The organism is Micromonospora sp. NPDC023869 (genome assembly GCF_055559695.1).
Window position 1 is genome coordinate 1127957 of the sequence record NZ_JBVHKD010000001.1, and the last position, 17041, is coordinate 1144997.

The 17041-nt window shown below is 72.4% G+C and carries 18 protein-coding genes; 10 read left to right on the plus strand and 8 right to left on the minus strand.

The window, feature by feature from the left end; all coding sequences use genetic code 11:
- Window positions 1–39: 39 nt before the first annotated feature.
- A complete protein-coding gene (locus tag ACZ31C_RS04885; protein ID WP_465794191.1) occupies window positions 40–807 on the minus strand; it encodes a hypothetical protein in 768 nt (255 codons plus the stop codon).
- Window positions 804–1253: an NUDIX domain-containing protein gene (locus ACZ31C_RS04890; protein ID WP_465794192.1), complete on the minus strand. Its 450-nt coding sequence runs from the start codon at window positions 1251–1253 to the stop codon at window positions 804–806. The genes ACZ31C_RS04885 and ACZ31C_RS04890 overlap by 4 nt, the downstream gene beginning before the upstream one ends.
- A 137-nt stretch (window positions 1254–1390) precedes the next feature.
- Here ACZ31C_RS04890 and ACZ31C_RS04895 point away from each other — a divergent pair, with 137 nt between their 5' ends.
- The 3 genes from ACZ31C_RS04895 (at window position 1391) to corA (ending at window position 4657) form a co-directional block, all read left to right on the plus strand.
- Window positions 1391–1885: an ester cyclase gene (locus tag ACZ31C_RS04895; RefSeq protein WP_465794193.1), complete on the plus strand. Its 495-nt coding sequence runs from the start codon at window positions 1391–1393 to the stop codon at window positions 1883–1885.
- Between the two features lie 147 nt (window positions 1886–2032).
- A complete protein-coding gene (locus tag ACZ31C_RS04900) occupies window positions 2033–3127 on the plus strand; it encodes an aminotransferase-like domain-containing protein (RefSeq protein ID WP_465794194.1) in 1095 nt (364 codons plus the stop codon).
- A 471-nt stretch (window positions 3128–3598) separates the two neighbouring features.
- The gene (gene corA / locus ACZ31C_RS04905; RefSeq protein ID WP_465794370.1) at window positions 3599–4657 is read left to right on the plus strand and encodes a magnesium/cobalt transporter CorA; all 1059 of its coding nucleotides are present in this window, start codon (window positions 3599–3601) and stop codon (window positions 4655–4657) included.
- A 54-nt stretch (window positions 4658–4711) separates the two neighbouring features.
- Here corA and ACZ31C_RS04910 read toward each other — a convergent pair whose 3' ends face one another.
- The gene (locus tag ACZ31C_RS04910) at window positions 4712–5527 is read right to left on the minus strand and encodes a hypothetical protein (RefSeq protein WP_465794195.1); all 816 of its coding nucleotides are present in this window, start codon (window positions 5525–5527) and stop codon (window positions 4712–4714) included.
- A gap of 59 nt (window positions 5528–5586) precedes the next feature.
- On the opposite strand from ACZ31C_RS04910, the gene ACZ31C_RS04915 reads away from it, so the two are divergent.
- Both ACZ31C_RS04915 and ACZ31C_RS04920 read left to right on the plus strand, forming a co-directional pair.
- A complete protein-coding gene (locus ACZ31C_RS04915; protein WP_350698069.1) occupies window positions 5587–6117 on the plus strand; it encodes a peptidylprolyl isomerase in 531 nt (176 codons plus the stop codon).
- Between the two features lie 143 nt (window positions 6118–6260).
- Window positions 6261–7172: a rhomboid family intramembrane serine protease gene (locus ACZ31C_RS04920; RefSeq protein ID WP_465794196.1), complete on the plus strand. Its 912-nt coding sequence runs from the start codon at window positions 6261–6263 to the stop codon at window positions 7170–7172.
- On the opposite strand, the gene ACZ31C_RS04925 is transcribed toward ACZ31C_RS04920, so the two are convergent.
- Window positions 7156–7617, minus strand: a complete 462-nt coding sequence (locus ACZ31C_RS04925) for a PH domain-containing protein (RefSeq protein ID WP_465794197.1) — start codon at window positions 7615–7617, stop codon at window positions 7156–7158. The genes ACZ31C_RS04920 and ACZ31C_RS04925 overlap by 17 nt on opposite strands.
- A gap of 112 nt (window positions 7618–7729) precedes the next feature.
- On the opposite strand from ACZ31C_RS04925, the gene ACZ31C_RS04930 reads away from it, so the two are divergent.
- The 3 genes from ACZ31C_RS04930 to ACZ31C_RS04940 all read left to right on the plus strand — a co-directional run bounded on the left by ACZ31C_RS04930 (window position 7730) and on the right by ACZ31C_RS04940 (window position 10587).
- Window positions 7730–8902 carry a thiolase family protein gene (locus ACZ31C_RS04930; RefSeq protein ID WP_465794198.1) on the plus strand — a complete coding sequence of 391 codons (1173 nt, stop codon included), beginning with the start codon at window positions 7730–7732 and terminating at the stop codon, window positions 8900–8902.
- A gap of 56 nt (window positions 8903–8958) precedes the next feature.
- Window positions 8959–9957, plus strand: coding sequence for a phosphotransferase (locus tag ACZ31C_RS04935; protein WP_465794199.1), 999 nt, complete (start codon window positions 8959–8961; stop codon window positions 9955–9957).
- A gap of 117 nt (window positions 9958–10074) precedes the next feature.
- Window positions 10075–10587: a hypothetical protein gene (locus tag ACZ31C_RS04940; RefSeq protein ID WP_465794200.1), complete on the plus strand. Its 513-nt coding sequence runs from the start codon at window positions 10075–10077 to the stop codon at window positions 10585–10587.
- 28 nt (window positions 10588–10615) lie between these two features.
- Here the strand turns inward: ACZ31C_RS04940 and ACZ31C_RS04945 are convergent, their stop codons facing one another.
- Window positions 10616–12850, minus strand: a complete 2235-nt coding sequence (locus ACZ31C_RS04945; protein WP_465794201.1) for a hypothetical protein — start codon at window positions 12848–12850, stop codon at window positions 10616–10618.
- A 125-nt stretch (window positions 12851–12975) separates the two neighbouring features.
- Between ACZ31C_RS04945 and ACZ31C_RS04950 the strand changes: the two genes are divergently transcribed.
- Complete coding sequence (locus tag ACZ31C_RS04950) at window positions 12976–13683, plus strand: glycosyltransferase family 2 protein (protein ID WP_350698076.1); 708 nt, start codon at window positions 12976–12978, stop codon at window positions 13681–13683.
- 58 nt (window positions 13684–13741) lie between these two features.
- Here the strand turns inward: ACZ31C_RS04950 and ACZ31C_RS04955 are convergent, their stop codons facing one another.
- Window positions 13742–14632, minus strand: coding sequence for a transketolase family protein (locus tag ACZ31C_RS04955; protein ID WP_465794202.1), 891 nt, complete (start codon window positions 14630–14632; stop codon window positions 13742–13744).
- Window positions 14633–14634: 2 nt separating this feature from the next.
- Entirely contained in the window at window positions 14635–15360 is a 726-nt protein-coding gene (locus tag ACZ31C_RS04960; RefSeq protein ID WP_465794203.1) for a transketolase, read from the minus strand.
- 46 nt (window positions 15361–15406) lie between these two features.
- Between ACZ31C_RS04960 and soxR the strand changes: the two genes are divergently transcribed.
- Window positions 15407–15889, plus strand: a complete 483-nt coding sequence (gene soxR, locus ACZ31C_RS04965) for a redox-sensitive transcriptional activator SoxR (protein ID WP_465794204.1) — start codon at window positions 15407–15409, stop codon at window positions 15887–15889.
- On the opposite strand, the gene ACZ31C_RS04970 is transcribed toward soxR, so the two are convergent.
- The gene (locus ACZ31C_RS04970) at window positions 15886–16863 is read right to left on the minus strand and encodes an NAD(P)H-quinone oxidoreductase (protein WP_465794205.1); all 978 of its coding nucleotides are present in this window, start codon (window positions 16861–16863) and stop codon (window positions 15886–15888) included. The genes soxR and ACZ31C_RS04970 overlap by 4 nt on opposite strands.
- Window positions 16864–17041: the final 178 nt, after the last annotated feature.

A 17041-nucleotide genomic window follows, 5' to 3' on the forward strand; every position in this document is an offset into this window, starting at 1 on the left:
GAAGGAGGATAGCGCCGCGCGGCGGCCGGCTGTCGGGGGTCAGCCGGGCAGGGCCGCCAGGTCGGCGAGGAAGGTCAGTCGCTCCTCGGCGGTCAGCGCGGTGTACGGGCCGGCCGCCCGCCGGTCGGTCTCCAGTTCGATGGCCCGCCATTGCGACCCGTCGGTCAGTTCGGCGATGCTCGCCGGGGTGTGTCCGGCGGCCGCCCAGGCGTCGGTGTGCGCGTCGGCCCGGTGGTACCGCAGCGTGCCGAGCCGGTTGAGCAGCAGCACGCCCGACGGGGTGCCGTCCGGCTCGTACGGCGGGGCGACCGCGTCGAACGCGCCGGGGCTGGGCACCGGTTCGTCACCGCGCGGCGACAGGGCGGCGGTCAGCAGCCGCCCGGCGGTCTCGGTCGACCGCTGCACCCGGTCGTCGTGACCGGCCCAGAGTTCCTCGGTCACCTCGGCGTGCACCTGGTACAGCTCGGCGAGGAACGCGCTGCCGCGTTCGGTGGCGGTGAGCCCGCCGTCCGGCCGCCGGTGGATCATCCCGTACGCGACGTGTCGGTCCAGCGCCCGTTGACAGGCGATCGGGTCCCGGTACCGGGTGATCGCGGCGAATCCGGCACCGTCGACCGTGCCACCGGCCGCCAGGCGTGTCCGCATCTCCACCAGGAAGCTGGTGGCGGGCATGCCGCCGTACCGCTGGCTGAGTTCCGCTCCGCCGCCGTCCTGACCGGCCTGTATCGCCGCGCGGACCACCCGGTCGAGGACGGGGGCGACCAGCGCCACGTACCGGTGCGCGGCGAGCCCGACGCTGTCGCTCACGAACCGGTCGGACCCAGGAGTTCGAAGGCCTCCTCGGCGATCCGCCGGATCAGCCCGTCGTTGACGTCGCGGTCCTCGTCGAGCAGGTCGAGGTCGGCCGGGCCGAGCCAGCGGTACTCGGTGTGCTTGCCGACCTCCAGGACCGGCGCCGTCAGGTCGCCGTCGACCCGGACCAGCCAGTCGCTCTCGAGCCGGGCCAGGCCGTCGTCGCCGACGTACCGGTACTCGCCGACCAGCGCGATGATCTCCGAGACCCGCCAGCCGGTCTCCTCGGTGACCTCCCGGCGCAGCGCCTGCTCGAAGGTCTCGCCGGGTTCGAGGTGCCCGCCGACGATGTCCCAACTGTTCGGGAAGAGACGGCGGTGTGGCGAGCGGCGTTGGAAGAAGATGCGCCCGTCGGGGTGGACGATCAGCGCTCCGGCGCAGCGCAGCGGCTCGGTGGACACCCCAAGAACAGTAGCCGCCGGTGCCGAGCTGCGGCGATGTCCGCTCGGGCGGACTTCTCCACTGGTGTGGACCGGCCGGACCGGGGGTATGGGTTGGGTGCGGGCGCGGGCCGAGACGCGCACGCGAGGAGGTCGACATGCGCGGCGCGGACCAGTTGGTCGAGCAGCAGTACGCCATGCTCCTGCGACGGGACGTGGCCCGACTCCCCGACCTGTACGCCCGGGACGGGTACTACGCGATGCCCGGTGTGACGGTCCGGCCGGTCGAGTTGCCCGCCCTGCTGCGTACCTGGACGGGTGCCTTTCCGGACCTGCGGGTCGACGTGCTGGGTTCGGTGCGTACGGCCGGTGGGGCGGCGGTCGAGCAGCGGCTCACCGGCACCCACACCGGTGTGCTGCACACCCCGTTCGGCACGGTGGCCCCCACCGGACGCACCGTCTCCTGGGAGGTGGTGGACATGGTCCGGGTACGCCGGGGCCGGATTGCCGCCTGGCGGTCCTACTTCGACTGGGGACAGTTGATCGCCCTGCTCGGCCTGCACGTGGCCGGGCTGTCCCGGCAGCAGGCCCCGGATCGGTCGCTTCCCGACGAGCCCGCCTTCACCGCCGCGCCCCAGGCGGTCGCGGCCTGATCCGTCGTCCGGCCTGACCTGCTACTCGGTCGGTCCGTGCGGGCGGGACGCCCGGTCCGCACCGGTTCACCCGACTCGGTGGCTCAGGATGCGGACATCGCCGTGCCGTACGCGCTCACCCGGCCGCCGCCCGTACGCTGAACAGCCATGACCGCCGAGCAGCTGATCTCCTTCGCCCGTGGCGCCCCCTCTCTGGACATCGTCGATGTCGAAGGGCTCAAGGCCGCCGCCGTCCGCGCGTTCGACGCCGATCCCGCCGGGGTGACCGCGTACGGCACCTCCGTCGGCTACCTGCCGCTGCGTCAGTGGGTCGCGGAGAAGCACGGGGTCACGGCCGAGCAGGTGCTGATCACCAACGGTTCGTTGCAGGCCGACGCCTTCCTCTTCGACCACTTGGTCCGCTCGGGTGACGCGGTGGTGGTGGAGCGGCCGACCTACGACCGGACCCTGCTGAACCTGCAGCGGATGGGCGCCGAGGTGCACGGCGTCACCATCCAGCCGGACGGTCTGGACACCGCCGAGCTGCGCAAGCTGCTGGAGTCCGGGGTGCGGCCGCGTCTGGCGCACGTGATCCCGAACTACCAGAACCCGGCCGGCGTGACGCTCTCCGAGGACAAGCGGCGTGAGCTGCTCGACCTGGCCGCCGAGTACGGCTTCACGATCTTCGAGGACGACCCGTACGCCGACGTGCGGTTCCGGGGTGAGCCGCTGCCGTCGATGCTGTCGCTGGACACCCGGAACGTCGTGGTGCACGCCTCCAGCTTCACCAAGACGGTCTGCCCCGGCGTCCGGGTGGGCTACCTGGTCGGTCCGGCCGACCTGATCTCCGACATCGCGAAGAAGGCCACCAGCCTCTATATCTCGCCGGGCATGGTGGCGCAGGCGATCGTTCACCAGTTCTGCGTCTCCGGCGACATCGCCCGGTCGATCGAGACGGTCCGGGCGGCGCTCGGCGAGCGGGCCGGTGCGCTGGCCGAGGCGCTGCGGCGGCACATCCCCGAGGCCCGGTTCGTGGAGCCGGACGGCGGCTACTTCCTCTGGGTCGAGCTGCCCGAGGACGTCCTCGTCGACAAGCTCGCCCCGGCCGCGGCCGAGCGCGGCGTCGCGGTGGTCAAGGGCAGCGACTTCGTGGTGGACGGTGGCCAGCACGCGCTGCGTCTGGCGTACTCGGCGGTGACCGCCGATCGCATCGACGAGGGAGTCCGACGCCTGGCCGAGGCGATGGAGGCGGTCCGAGGCTGAAAATCTGTCGGGTTTCCGACAGAACGGCGATACCGGCGTGCTCGGGACTCCCGCTGTGGCGGCTGGCGGCCCACAATGCTGCGAGCGTCCTTCACCACATGTAGTGCAGGTCACGCCGGTTCCGGCCGGCGTGACGCCGATGTCGGGGTGCGGCCCGACCGCCCGCACTGTGGTGTGACGCGGTCAGCACAACCCCCCGCCCCCACGGCGCCGGGCGGGCCGGATCGCCCCCTCACCCCCCGATGCGATCCGGTCCGTCCGGCGCCACCCCTCCGCCGCCGCGCCACCGCCATGATCGGTACGGCGGCGTACCCTGCAAGCCGCAGCCGAGCGCGGACGGGGGGCGTGATGACGGAGCGGATGCAACGGGAGGGGACCGCCCCCACCGGCGGTGACCAGACCGACGCCCAGCCGGTCCCGCCGCCGCTCGCCCGGTCGCCGCGTTCCCGCGCCTGGTCGCCGGTACGCGCGGTGACCCGCCGGCTCAACCCGGACGGGTCCCAGCGGGTGGAGGCTCCGGTGGGTCCTCGACGCAGCGCCGTGGTGGACTGCGCGCTCTATCTCGACGGGCGACGGCAGGGCGGTGACTGCGGCTACGCCGAAGCGCTCGCCGAGGCGCGGCGCGCCGAGAACGGCTTCGTCTGGCTCGGTCTGCACGAGCCGGACCTGACCGAGATGAGCGAGATCGCCGCCACCTACGGGCTGCACGAGCTGGCCGTGGAGGACGCGGTCAAGGCGCACCAGCGGCCCAAGCTGGAGCGCTTCGGCGAGGTCAGCTTCCTGGTGCTGCGCACCGCGCGCTACTGCGAGCACACCGAGCTGACCGAGAAGACCGACGTGGTGGAGACCGGGCAGGTGATGCTCTTCATCGGCCCGCACTTCCTGATCAGCGTCCGGCACGGTGACGCCTGCCGGCTGGCGCCGGTCCGCGAGGAGTTGGAGGCGCGGCGGGAGCTGCTGCTGCACGGCCCCTGGGCGGTCGCGTACGCGATCACGGACCGGGTGGTCGACCTGTACCTGGAGGTCGCCGACCAGCTCGAAGACGACATGGACGTGCTGGAGACGGAGGTCTTCGACCGGCAGGCCAGCGGCCGGATCCAGCGGATCTATCAGATGAAGCGGGAGCTGGTGGAGTTCAAGCGGGCGGTGATGCCGTTGCAGCGGCCGTTGCTCGCGCTCACCGCCCAGATGAGCCGCGAGGTGCCCAAGGAGGTCCGTCGCTACTTCCGCGACGTGCAGGACCACCTCAGCCGCACCGTCGAGCAGGTCAACTCGTACGACGACCTGTTGAACTCGATCCTGCAGGCCCGACTGGCCCAGGTGACCGTCGACCAGAACAACGACATGCGCAAGATCGCCGCCTGGGCCGCCATCGCGGCGGTGTGGACGGCGATCGCCGGGATATACGGCATGAACTTCGAGTTCATGCCCGAGCTGAAGATCGTGTACGGCTACCCGGTGGTGCTGGCGTTGATGCTCACCATCTCGCTGACGCTCTATCGGTGGTTCCGCCGCAACGACTGGCTCTGAACCCGCAGCCCGCCCGCCCCGCCGAGGTGGCGGGGCGGAGGCGGGACCGCGAAATCAGGCGCGCCCGTTGGACTTGCTGGGCGCCTTGCTCAGGGCGGTGGTGAGGTCGTCGGCGGGACGACCGCTCGTGGTCCGGGCACCCTCGGCGACCGACGGCACCTTGTCCGTCGGCGTCACCGGGGACGGCTTCGGCGGCGCGGTGGTCGACGCGCTGTCACCGGAGACCACCGTCGAGCTGCCGGCTCCGGTCGACGCCTTCGCGACCCCCGACGGGGCGGTCGTACGCACCTCGATGGTCTCCACCTCCTCGTGCATCGGCTCCAGCGTCGTGGTCGCGTCGTACTCGGTCCACTCCTGCTGCTCGCGGTGGCGTCGCAGTGCGATCGCACCGGCCAGCCCGGCCACCACGCCGGCGGCGAGCATCCCGGCCAGCATGGTCCCGCTGCGGCGGGACTTCTTCCGCTTCATCTTCTTCATGTTCTTCGCCTTGACCTTCCTGGCGGCCGCGGCCTGCTTGGCGACGACCTTCTTGCCTGACGCGGCCCGACCGGCGGCCTCGGCCTGTGCGTGGCGCATGGCCAGGGCCAGGGGTGCCATCGCGGCGGCCGTGGTGGCGAGGCCGCTCGCGGCACGGTCCCGGACCAGCACCGCGGTCGGTGCCACCGCGTCGCGGGCCGTCTGGACGCGCGGGCCGACAGTGGACCCGGCTCCCTTCGCCGCGTGCGTGGCGGCCAGCCTCAGGTGACCGATCCCCCGATTGAGCTCGGCCCGGGCCAACTGCCCCTCAGTCCTGCGGCGCCCGATTCCAAACACGGTCCCACCTCCTGGGAGTTGCTTCGTCTCATCCTCCACCTTCGGATGCCTCCGCATGTCCAGATCGGGCACATGGGAGGATCCGCAAGGAACTGACCAACGAATAAGGAGTACCCGTGGCCGAGGCTGTCTACGCCACCTTGCACACCAACGCCGGCCCGATCCGGCTGGAGCTCTTCCCCAACCACGCGCCGAAGACGGTTCGCAACTTCGTCGACCTGGCCGAGGGCACGCGTGAGTACACCGACCCGCGCACCGGCAAGCCGGGCAACGGGCCGTACTACGACGGCACCATCTCGCACCGCGTGATCAGCGGCTTCATGGTCCAGATGGGCGACCCGACCGGCACCGGTCGCGGTGGTCCGGGCTACACCTTCGCCGACGAGTTCCACCCCGAGCTGCGGTTCGACCGGCCGTACCTGCTGGCGATGGCGAACGCCGGGCCCGGCACCAACGGCTCGCAGTTCTTCATCACGGTCTCGCCGACCCCGCACCTGAACAACCGACACACCATCTTCGGTGCGGTGGCCGACGAGCAGTCCGCGAAGGTGATCGACTCGATCGCCAACACGCCGACCGGCCCGAGCGACCGGCCGCTGCAGGACGTGGTCATCGAGCGCGTCGAGATCGAGCGGCAGTCGGCCTGACACCGGCCGCCACAGGTGGTGCCCGCCGCCCGGGCCTGGGCGCGGCGGGCACCGACCGGCCGTACGGTCGCCTGACCCGTCCCATCGGTGGTCCGAGGTACCTTTGCTCGCATGACTGAGCGCTCGGGCACCTGGGTCACCCGGTGAGCGAATCCCCGCCGACCACACCGGTCTGTTACCGCCACCCGGGCCGGGAGACGTACGTCCGCTGCACCCGCTGCGACCGGTCGATCTGCCCGGACTGCATGAACGAGGCGTCGGTCGGGTTCCAGTGCCCGGAGTGCGTGGCGCAGGGACGCCGGAGCGTACGCCCGGCGCGCACCGCCTTCGGCGGTGGCGAGACCGGTCGGCTCGGGTACGTGACGAAGACGCTGATCGGCATCAACCTCGTGGTGATGCTGATCTCGATCGCCTCCGACCGGGGCGGGGACGCGGCGGCCGGTGGCTCCGGCTTCGGCGGCCTGCTCGGCGGGAGCACCCCGCTGACCGAGTGGGGTGCGGTGCTCGGCCGGGCGATGTTCCTCGACGGCAGCATCGGCGGCGTCGCCGAGGGTCAGTGGTATCGCCTGGTCACCGCGATGTTCCTGCACTACGGCGTGGTGCACCTGCTGCTCAACATGTGGGCGCTCTGGGTCCTCGGCCGGTCCCTGGAGGCGGTGCTCGGGCCACTGCGTTTCATCGCGCTCTACTTCATCGCCGGTTTCGGCGGCAACGTCGCCGTGTACGTGTTCAGCGCGCCCAACCAGATGTCGGCCGGTGCCTCCACCGCCATCTTCGGCCTCTTCGCGGCGACCTTCGTGATCATGCGGCGGCTGGGTCGGGACACGTCAGCCATCGTGCCGATCCTGGTGATCAACCTGATCTTCACGTTCACCGTGCCGCAGATCTCGATCGCCGGTCACCTGGGCGGCCTGGTCTTCGGCGCGCTGATGGCGCTGGTGCTGGCGTACGCGCCCCGGTCCCACCGGACGCTGGTGCAGCTCACCGGCGGCGCGTTCCTCCTGGTGGTGCTGCTGGTGCTGGCCCTGTTCCGCACGTTCACCCTGCTCGGCTGAGCCCACCGCCGGACTGGTCGGTCGGTCGGGCGGCCCGGAGGGCGTCGGCCACCTCGTCGGGGTCGGTGTCCAGGTCCTGTCGGGTGAACAGGTGCAGCGACCCGCCGGTGTCGATCTCCAACACCGGACCGCTCACCCCGCGCCCGGCCCGGCGGTTCACCTCGATGGTCTCGATCGTCGACCAGGGCAGGTGCCGTCGCCCGGTCCACCACCCGGTCGGCACGGTGACGCCGTCGGCGTCCACGGCGAGCCGGACCGGTGCGACCAGGTCCCGTACGCCCCAGGCGGCGAGGGCCGCGCCGGCCAGTACGCCGAGCGCCGGCCGGAGCAGGTCACCGTCGGCGAGCAGCAGTCCCAGGGCGAGTACGCCGACCGCGCCGGCCAGTTTGAGGATCGGCAGGGCGGGGCGTACCCGCCACTGCCGGGCGACCGTCTCGAACGTCACCCGACCAGCATGCCAGCGCGACAGGTGACCGGCATGCCGGTGCCCACGGGCGACGACGTCGCCGCGACGGCGGCGTAGGATCGGGAGCAGCCCAGGTTACCGGGGAGTAGACATGAGTGACGCGGTTATCGTCGGCGCGGTGCGTACCCCGGTCGGGCGGCGCAAGGGCAGCCTGGCCACGGTCCACCCGGTGGACCTGTCGGCGCACGTGCTGCGTGCCCTCGCCGAACGCACCGGCATCGACCCGACGCTCGTCGACGACGTGGTGTGGGGCTGTGTCTCCCAGGTCGGCGAGCAGTCGTGGAACGTCGCCCGCAACGCCGTCCTCGCGGCCGGCTGGCCCGAGTCGGTGCCCGGCACCACGGTCGACCGGCAGTGCGGCTCCAGCCAGCAGGCCCTGCACTTCGCCGCCGCCACCGTGCTCTCCGGACAGGCCGATCTGGTGGTGGCCGGCGGCGTCGAGTCGATGACCCGGGTGCCGATGGGCTCCAGCGCGGCGGGCGGGCTGCCGTTCAGCGGGCAGATCCTGGCCCGCTACCAGGGCGTCGAAGGGGTCGCCGAGGACTCGCCGCTGCCGTTCAACCAGGGCGTCGGCGCGGAGCTGATCGCCCGACGCTGGCGGCTGTCCCGGACCCAGCTCGACGAGTTCGCGCTGGCCAGCCACGAGAAGGCCGCCGCTGCCCAGGACGCCGGGGCGTTCGAGGCCGAGCTGACCCCGGTGCCGCTGGCCGACGGCGGGAAGTTCACCGCGGACGAGGGCATCCGTCGGGACACCTCGCTGGAGAAGCTCGGCGAACTGGCCACCCCGTTCCACCCGGAGGGCGTGGTCACCGCCGGTTCGGCCTCCCAGATCTCCGACGGCGCGGCGGCGCTCGCCGTCACCACCAGCGAGTGGGCCAGTCGGCACGGCCTGCGTCCGCTGGCCCGGGTGCACACCGCCGTGGTCGCCGCCGACGACCCGGTCGCCATGCTCACCGCGCCGATCCCGGCCACCGCGAAGGCGCTGCGCCGCGCCGGGCTGGGCATCGAGGAGATCGGGGTGTACGAGGTGAACGAGGCGTTCGCCCCGGTGCCGCTGGCCTGGTTGGCGGAGACCGAGGCGGACCCGGAGCGGCTCAACCCTCGGGGCGGCGCCATCGCGCTCGGGCACCCGCTCGGCGGTTCCGGTGCCCGGATCATGACGACGATGCTCGCCCACATGCGCGACAACGGGGTGCGGTACGGCCTGCAGACCATGTGCGAGGGCGGTGGGATGGCCAACGCCACCATCGTCGAGCTGCTCTGATCCGTACGGCGTAAAACCCGTCGCGGGTCGAGCCGGGAGCGGGCTAGCGTGCCCCCGTGACCGCCGCGACCGCACCGCACATCGACTGGGACGACCGGACGTGGCGGGCCGCCGCGTGGGAATGGGTGGCCGAGACGCTCGCCCGCACCGGGCAGCGGATCACCGGTCCGGTCGAGCCGCGCGTCCGACCGTGGGCGCTGATCTGGCGGGTGCCCACCGACGCCGGTGACGTGTGGTTCAAGGCGAACGCGGCGGGGACCGGCTTCGAGACGGCACTGACCGCCGCCTTGGCCCGGCTGGCGCCCGGACGGGTGCTCGACCCGATCGCGGTGGACACCCGGCGGCGCTGGGCGCTGTTGCCGCACGGCGGCGCGACGCTGCGCGAGGCGCTGGCCAGCGAGCCGGACCCGGCCCGGTGGGAACGGATCCTGCCCGAGTATGCCGATCTGCAACGGGCCACCGCGGCGCACGTCGACGAACTGTTCGGTCTCGGCGTACCCGATCATCGTCCGGAGGCGATGCCGGGGCACCTCGCCGAGTTGCTCGACGACGACGCGGCTCTGCTGCTGGACACTCCGGACGGGCTCACCACCGAGGCCCGCGACCGGTTGCGGTCCCTGCTGCCCGAGTACGCGCAGCGGTGCCGACTGCTGGCCGAGGGGCCGATCGGGCCCACCGTCCAGCACGACGACCTGCACGACGGGAACGTCTTCGTCACCGGCGACGGCCACCGGTTCTTCGACTGGGGTGACGCGTCGGTGGCGCACCCGTTCGGCACGCTGCTGGTGACGCTGCGGTCGGTCGCGTACGTCAGCGGTCTCGACGCGGGGGACCCGGCGCTGGCTCGGCTGCGCGACGCGTACCTGGAGTCGTGGACGGACCGTTGCGACCGGCCGACCCTGCTCCGGCTGGCCGAGGTCGCGGCCGGGGTGACCATGGCCAGCCGGGCGTTGTCCTGGCGTCGGGCGTTGGACACCACCGACCCGAGCCGTGCCGAGTTCGCCGCCAGCGTGCCCGGGTGGCTGGACGAACTGCTGGTCACCGAGTTCGCCTGAGCGCGTCGATAGGCCGGTCGAATAGGTCCCGATCGGCCGTGCAAGACGTAACGTGGAATTTGCAAAAAGCATGTCCGTGAGCCACGTCACCCAGCGAACATCGTCGTTGGGCAGGTCATGGACGTCTTCTCCCGAACGTTCCTCCCGGCCGCCTCCGAGGCCGGCCTGGCGGTGCAGACCGCCACGCGCCACATGCCGGTGTTCCGTCGCTGTGTGGGCTCCGGCGACGCCACCATCCTGGTCACCCGCTGCGGCCGACCCGATCGGCCGATGTCGGGGGACTACCTTCTCCTACTCACCCATCGACGGCTGGTGGTGACCCGGCAGACGCCGGTGCTGCACCGCCTGCGACTGCACCTCAACGCCGAGCTACGCGAGCTGAGCCACGTCACGTGGAGCCCCGACCCTCGATTGCACTCGGTGGAGCTGGCCGCCACCGCGATCGACGGGATCCGTGAGCGGTTCCTGATCCGCACCCAGTTCCCGAAGCAGGTGTGGCAGCTCGACGCGCTGCTCAACCACGCCTTCCGCACCCGGGTACGCAGCGCGCTGCCCCGGATCGTGGCGACCGTGGCCGAGGCGCCCACCGCCACCCGGCCGACCACGCTGCATCCCGCCGTGGCGCGTTGACGCAGGACAGCCGACCACCGCGTCGGGTTCAGCGACCGGTCGGCAGGGCGTAGCCCACGTAGTCCCGGAACTCGAACCGCCAGCCGGGCGGCACGAGATCCGCGCAGAGCCGGCGGCTGCCGGTGCAGACGATCGCATCCATCTCCGCAGGGTCGGCCGCCGGACGGTGGTCCAGCACCGACTGGAGCGCCAGCAGCTCCGGTGACCCGCCGTCGGCGTCCCGTAGCAGCAGCCACCAGGGGTACTCCCAGTCGTCGTTGCGCTGGGACAGACCGATCCGACGGGCGTCGGCGGCGCGCACCGCGTCGGCTGCCCAGCGGTACTCCTCCGCCCACTGCGGACGCCGTAGGAAGCGGCTCTCCCAGTCGGAGGTGGTGAAGACCGAGCCCTCGCCGACCAGTCGGCGCGGGAAGCCGTACGACAGCGCGAGCACGCCGGCCAGCGCGCAGGTGGCCAGCACCGTCACCGCGAGCGTCGCTGCGATCGGTCGTCGGCCACCCCGCCCGGCACCGGCTCCCCGCCCGGCACCGGCCTTCTGGCGCGCACTGCGCAGCACGGCGTCGAGCCAGAGCCCGGCCAGCGGCACCGAGGCGGCCAGGGCGTAGAGGATCAACCGGTTGCCCCAGGGCTGCCATTTGATCATCGTGGCGTGCAGCGCCACGGCGACCACCACCACCAGTGCGTACGCGCGCAGCGCACCGGCCGTCTCCGGGCTGACCCGCGCCGGACGGCGCAGCGCCGCCACGGCACCGATCAGCACCAGCGCACCGGCCAGCGGGAAGGCCACCCGGTCCTCGTCCGGGTACCAGGACGGCACCGGGAAGACCTCCCGCCCGAACGTGATCGCCCGGTCCTGCGGGTCCACTCCGAGCAGCCCGGCCACGCCGATGATCGCCGCAGCGGAGGCGTCCCGCAGCGGGGCCAGCGGGGTGTCCAGCGCGGTGTGTCCGATGCGGAGCGCGTTCACCACCACCGACAGCGCGTCGTGCCGTTCCATCGGCACCGACTCGCGCAGCCGCTCCGGCCCGAGCGGGTGGCCGAACTCGGCGTACACCCGGCCCAGGAAGGGGCCGACCACGGTGACGGCGACCAGCAGGATCAGCGCAGAGGCACCGACCGTCCGGGCGGTCGGGCCGACCGGGAGCCGACGGCCCGCGCCCGACCGCTCCAGGTACGCCAGACGGAGCTGGCCCAGTCCCCAGAGCACCAGCAGCGGGCCGACCGCGAGCAGGCCGCTGGTCTTGGTCACGGCGGTCAGGCCGGTGGCCGCCCCGAGCGCCAGCAGCTCGCCGAAGCCGGCGCGGTGACGCAGCCCGTCCAGCGCGAGCGTGGCCGCGCACGCCACCCAGGCGGCGCAGACCAGGTCGGTCTGGGTGCTGGTCGCCTGGAGCGTCACCATCGGCGTGGTGGCCAGCACGAACACGGTGAGCAACTGGGCCCGGCGGGCGCCGCCGAGCTGCGCGGTCACCCGGGCGACCGCGATCAGGCAGAGCACCCCGGCGGCCCACTGCACCAGGTGGTGAAGCGCGTCGCCGCCGGTGAACAGGCGCAGGTGCAACAGCAGGTACTCGGCACCCGGCGGGATGGTGACCTGCCGGTGGATCGCGGTCGCCCAGAGCGACAGGTCGCCCTGCGCCACCCAACGCTCCACCTTGGGCAGGTGGTAGGTCTGCGAGTCGAAGTTGTTCGGCGCGGCGAGCAGGGCGATCAGCAGCTCGACGAGGAGCAGCCCGGCGACCGTACCGGCCAGCACCCGCTCGCCGCGACTCGCCGTACGCCAGAAGTCGGTGACCGACGCGCGCCAGCCCGCCGCCGGTGGGCCGTCGGGGCCGGAGGTCGTCGCCGGGTCGGCCGCGGTGACCGTACCGACCGCGGCGCGAGTGTCCGACGCTCCGGTGAGGACACTCGCTGACGACGGCGCGGCGGGCCGACCACCGACCGACCCGGTCGCGCTGCCGGAGGTACGGCGATCCGCCTCCCGGGTCCGGCCGGTCGCAGCGGCCGCCCGCCGCCGTGCGGCGGCGACCCCGACACCCGCGAGAAAGAGCAGCCACGCCACGCCGAACGCGGGCGCGGTCAACCTGCCCACTGCACCCAGCACCTCGACGGTCAGCACCGCGAAAGCGCCGACGGCGAGACTCGCTCGGATCACCGCCAGCCGCCGTGGCGCGGTGTGGCGCGCGGACCGTGGCTGCAACGCCACCGTGGCCAGCACGACGGCGACGACGGGAGCGAGGACGAACGGGAAGCCGGCGGCCGACATGGCCGGAAGTAAACACCATCGGCCGGGGTGCCCGACGCTCGATCTGCTGAGGCGGTCGCCACCACAGGATCGATCTGCCGGGGCTACGCTATGGCCGACACACTGCCGCCCTCGTGGAGATTCCCGTGAAGCTGTCGATCCTCATGCCGGTCTACAACGAGGAGGAGCGCATCGCGGATGCGCTCAAGCAGGCGCTGGCGGTCGAGTACCCGTGCGAGATCGAACTCGTGGTGGTCGATGACGGTAGCCGCGACGGCACCGGGGAGATCCTGGGCCGGGCCGACGACGCGCGGCTGCGGGTGATCACGCATCAGCGCAACGCCGGCAAGGGCGCGGCCATCCGGACGGCGGTGGCCAGCGCCGAAGGCGAATACATGGTCATCCTCGACGCGGACCTGGAGTACGACCCACAGGACATCCCCAAGCTGCTCGCCCCGGTGCTCGACGGCCGGGCGACCGTGGTCTACGGCAATCGGACCTTCGGCAGCCACAGCGCCTACAGCTTCTGGTACGTGATGGGGAACAAGGGCGTCACGATGGCGGCCAACGTGATGTTCAACTCCTACATCGGCGACCTGGAGACCTGCTTCAAGCTGATGCCGGTGGAGCTCTACCGCTCGCTCGACGTGCGGTCCCGGGGCTTCGGCATGGAGGCCGAGGTGACCGGCAAGCTGCTGCGCCGCCGGATCCGGCCGTACGAGGTGCCGATCAGTTACCGGGCCCGGGGTCGCGAGGAGGGCAAGAAGATCACCTGGCGGGACGGCGTCGAGGCGATCTGGATCCTCGGCCGCGAACGGACCCGCCGCCGCCCCGGGAGCGGTCCCGCCGCCTGACGCGGCAGCCGGGGCGAGGACGGGCGGCCTTCCCGCCGGGCGCGGGCGACGCCGGTCCTCAGACCAGAGCCGGGGACAGGAACCCGGTCAGCGCGCGGTGCAGGCCCGCCGCGTCCAGCCCGTGCCAGCGGGTGTGGTCGTCTGCCGAGCCGTAGCGACGCAGCTCGTCGCGTCCGACGCCGAGTGCGAGGAGCCGGTGCGGCCGGTCCGCGAGTGCCGCCGTGACCACCCGGGTCGAGGTGCCCGCCAGGTAGGGCTCGACCAGGATCACCTCGGTGCCGGCGAGCGCCCGCAGGCCGGCGGTGTCGAACGGGCGCGGCCGGTGGGTGTACGCCACGGTGACGGGCAGATCCGCTGCGGCTGCCACCGCCGCGTCCAGCACCGGGCCGACCGCGACGAGCAGCGGCGCGCCGGGTCCGGCGTCGCGGACCACCACCAGATCCCCGTCGCCGGCGTACGGCCGCGCGTTGCGCAACGTCGACAACCGCAGGTACGCCGAGGTGTCCCCGGCGACCGTGGCGCGCAGCAGACCGGGCACCTCGGCCGGATGCCCCGGCACGTGCACCGTCCAGCCGGCCAGGGTGTCGAAGAGCGCGACGTCGGCCGGGCTCAGGTGGGTGCGTCCGGCAGCCGCCCGGTCGTACGACGCGCCCACGCTGACCAGCACCGCGTGCGCCGCCTGGTGGTCGAGGTCGAGCTTGATCTGCTCGTACGCCCGCTCCACCAGGAACGGTGCGTAGCTGTGCACGATCGGCCGTAACCCGGTCAGCGCCAGCCCACCGGCCACCCCGAGCATCAACTGCTCCCGGATACCGACGTTGAGCACCCGGTCGGGGTGCCGCCGGGCGGCCGGGGCGAACGCGTCGGCGGAGATGTCGGCGAGCACCAGGGCGGTACGCGGATCCTCGGCCAGCAGGTGCGTGGTGGTCTCGATGAAACTGTCCCGCATGGCTACTCCCCGCTCTCGACGACCGCGACGACGACGTGCGGCCGGTGTCCGTGGTGCCCGGTCAGGGCGGTGTGCAGCGCGCCGTGGTCCCGTCCGTCGACCGTGACGGCGGTCCACCCGTTCACCGTGAACCGGGTGGCCACGCCACCGGGCCAGCCGTGGGTGGCGGAGGAGTTGTCGACCACGATCGCGGTCAGGTTCGGCAGGCCGGTCGCCCCCGCGTACGCGATCGCCTCGTGGTTGGAGCCCTCGTCCAGCTCGGCGTCACCGAGCAGGGCGTACACCCGGGTGTCGAGCAGCCCCTGGGCGCGGAGCCCGAGCGCGGTCCCGACGGCCAGCCCGAGACCGTGCCCGAGCGAGCCGGAGCCGATCTCGACCCCGGGGACCAGCGTCCGGTCCGGGTGGTCGCCGAGTCGACTCTCCGGCCCGCCCTGGTCGTCCAGCCAGTCGAGCGGCACGAAACCCTTGGCGGCGAGCACCGCGTAGTAGCCGGCGACCGCGTGTCCCTTGGAGAGCAGGAAACGATCACGAGCCGGGTCGTCGACGGTGTCCGGGGTGATCCGGAGGATCCGGTCGTAGAGCACCCAGAGCACGTCGACGGTCGAGTGGACGTTGGCACCGAACACGCGGCTGGCGCGGATCCGTTCCAGCAGTGGTGCGACCGGTGATCGGCCGTCGAGCGGCGCGGCGGCCTCGGCGACGCGGGCGGTGGTGGCGAGAGTAGTCATGCGGATACTCTGCAAGTTCAAGTCAGGTTCAATTCAAGGCGGTGTGATGCAGGAAGCCCTCACCATCGGTCAGCTCGCCGACCGCAGCGGCGTGGCCCAGTCGGCGCTGCGTTACTACGAGCGGATGGGGTTGATCCGGGCCGAACGCACCGGCGGCAACCAGCGCCGCTACCACCGAAGCGAGCTACGCCGGGTGGCGTTCGTCCGGATCTCGCAGCAGGTCGGCATCTCGCTGGACGATATCCGGGCCGCCCTCGACTCGCTGCCAGCCTCCCGTACGCCGACCGCCGAGGACTGGACCCGACTCTCCGCCATCTGGCGGGACCGGCTGGACGAGAAGATCAAACTGCTGAGCAAGCTCCGCGACGACCTCGACGGCTGCGTCGGCTGCGGCTGCCTGTCGCTCCAGCGCTGCGCGCTCAACAACATGGACGACCGGCTCGGCGCCGAGGGCCCCGGCCCCCGACTGGCGCTGCCGAACACCCCGGCGTGTCAGACGTCGCTGCCGCCCGGTGCGGTGAGTAGCTAGCCGACGGTGAGCAGCACCTTGCCGAGGTGCTCGTTCGACTCGACCAGCCGGTGCGCCTGCGCCACCTCGGTGATCGGCAGCCGCCGGTCCACGACCGGACGGACCCGGTCCGCCTCGACCAGCGGCCAGACCTCGTCGCGTACCCCCTGCACGATGGCGGCCTTCTGGTCCAGCGGGCGGGCGCGCAGCGCGGTCGCCGCCACCGTGCCCCGCTTGGCCAGCAGTGCGCCCAGGTCCAGCTCGGCCTTGCGGCCACCCTGCATCCCGATCACCACCAGCCGCCCGTCCGGGGCCAGCGCCGCCACGTTCCGGCCGAGGTAGGACGCGCCCATGATGTCGAGTACGACGTCCGCGCCCCGCCCGTCGGTGACCCGCCGGACCTCCTCGACGAAATCCTGCTCCCGGTAGTCGACCAGGTGCACCGCGCCCAGCTCACGCAACCGGGGATGCTTCGCCGCCCGCGCGGTCGCCACCACCGTCGCCCCGAGCGCGGTGCCGAGCTGGATCGCGAACGTGCCGATACCGCTGCCACCACCGTGCACCAGCAGCGTCTCGCCCGCCGACAGCCGGGCCACCTGCACCACGTTCGACCAGACCGTGCACGCCACCTCGGGCAGCGCGGCGGCATCGACCAGGTCGACCCCCGCCGGCACCGGCAGCAGTTGCCCCGCCGGCACGGCCACCCGCTCCGCGTACCCGCCGCCGGCCAGCAACGCACAGACCTCGTCACCGACCCGCCACCCGGTGACGTCCGCACCGGTGGCGCTCACCACACCCGAGCATTCCAATCCCGGGTACGCGGGCGCACCCGGCGGCGGCGGATAGCGCCCCTGCCGTTGCAGCAGATCCGCCCGGTTCACTGCCGTGGCCCGCACGTCGATGATCACCTCGTCCGACCCTGGTTCCGGATCGGGCACCTCGTCCCAGCTCAGCACCTCTGGCCCACCGGGCTCGGCAATCACGATCGCGCGCATTGCCCAGTCTTACCCGATCGTTGCGCCGTTCCACGCCCCGGCCACGCCTCGAACCGGCGAAATCCGTGCTGGTCGGACACTGTGGAGCCTTCGGACGCCCGCCGCGACGGTCACGTGGGTCGGGGTGGCTCACTCCTTCGCCGATCTGCCGAACGTGGCAGACTGTGCACGGCCGCGC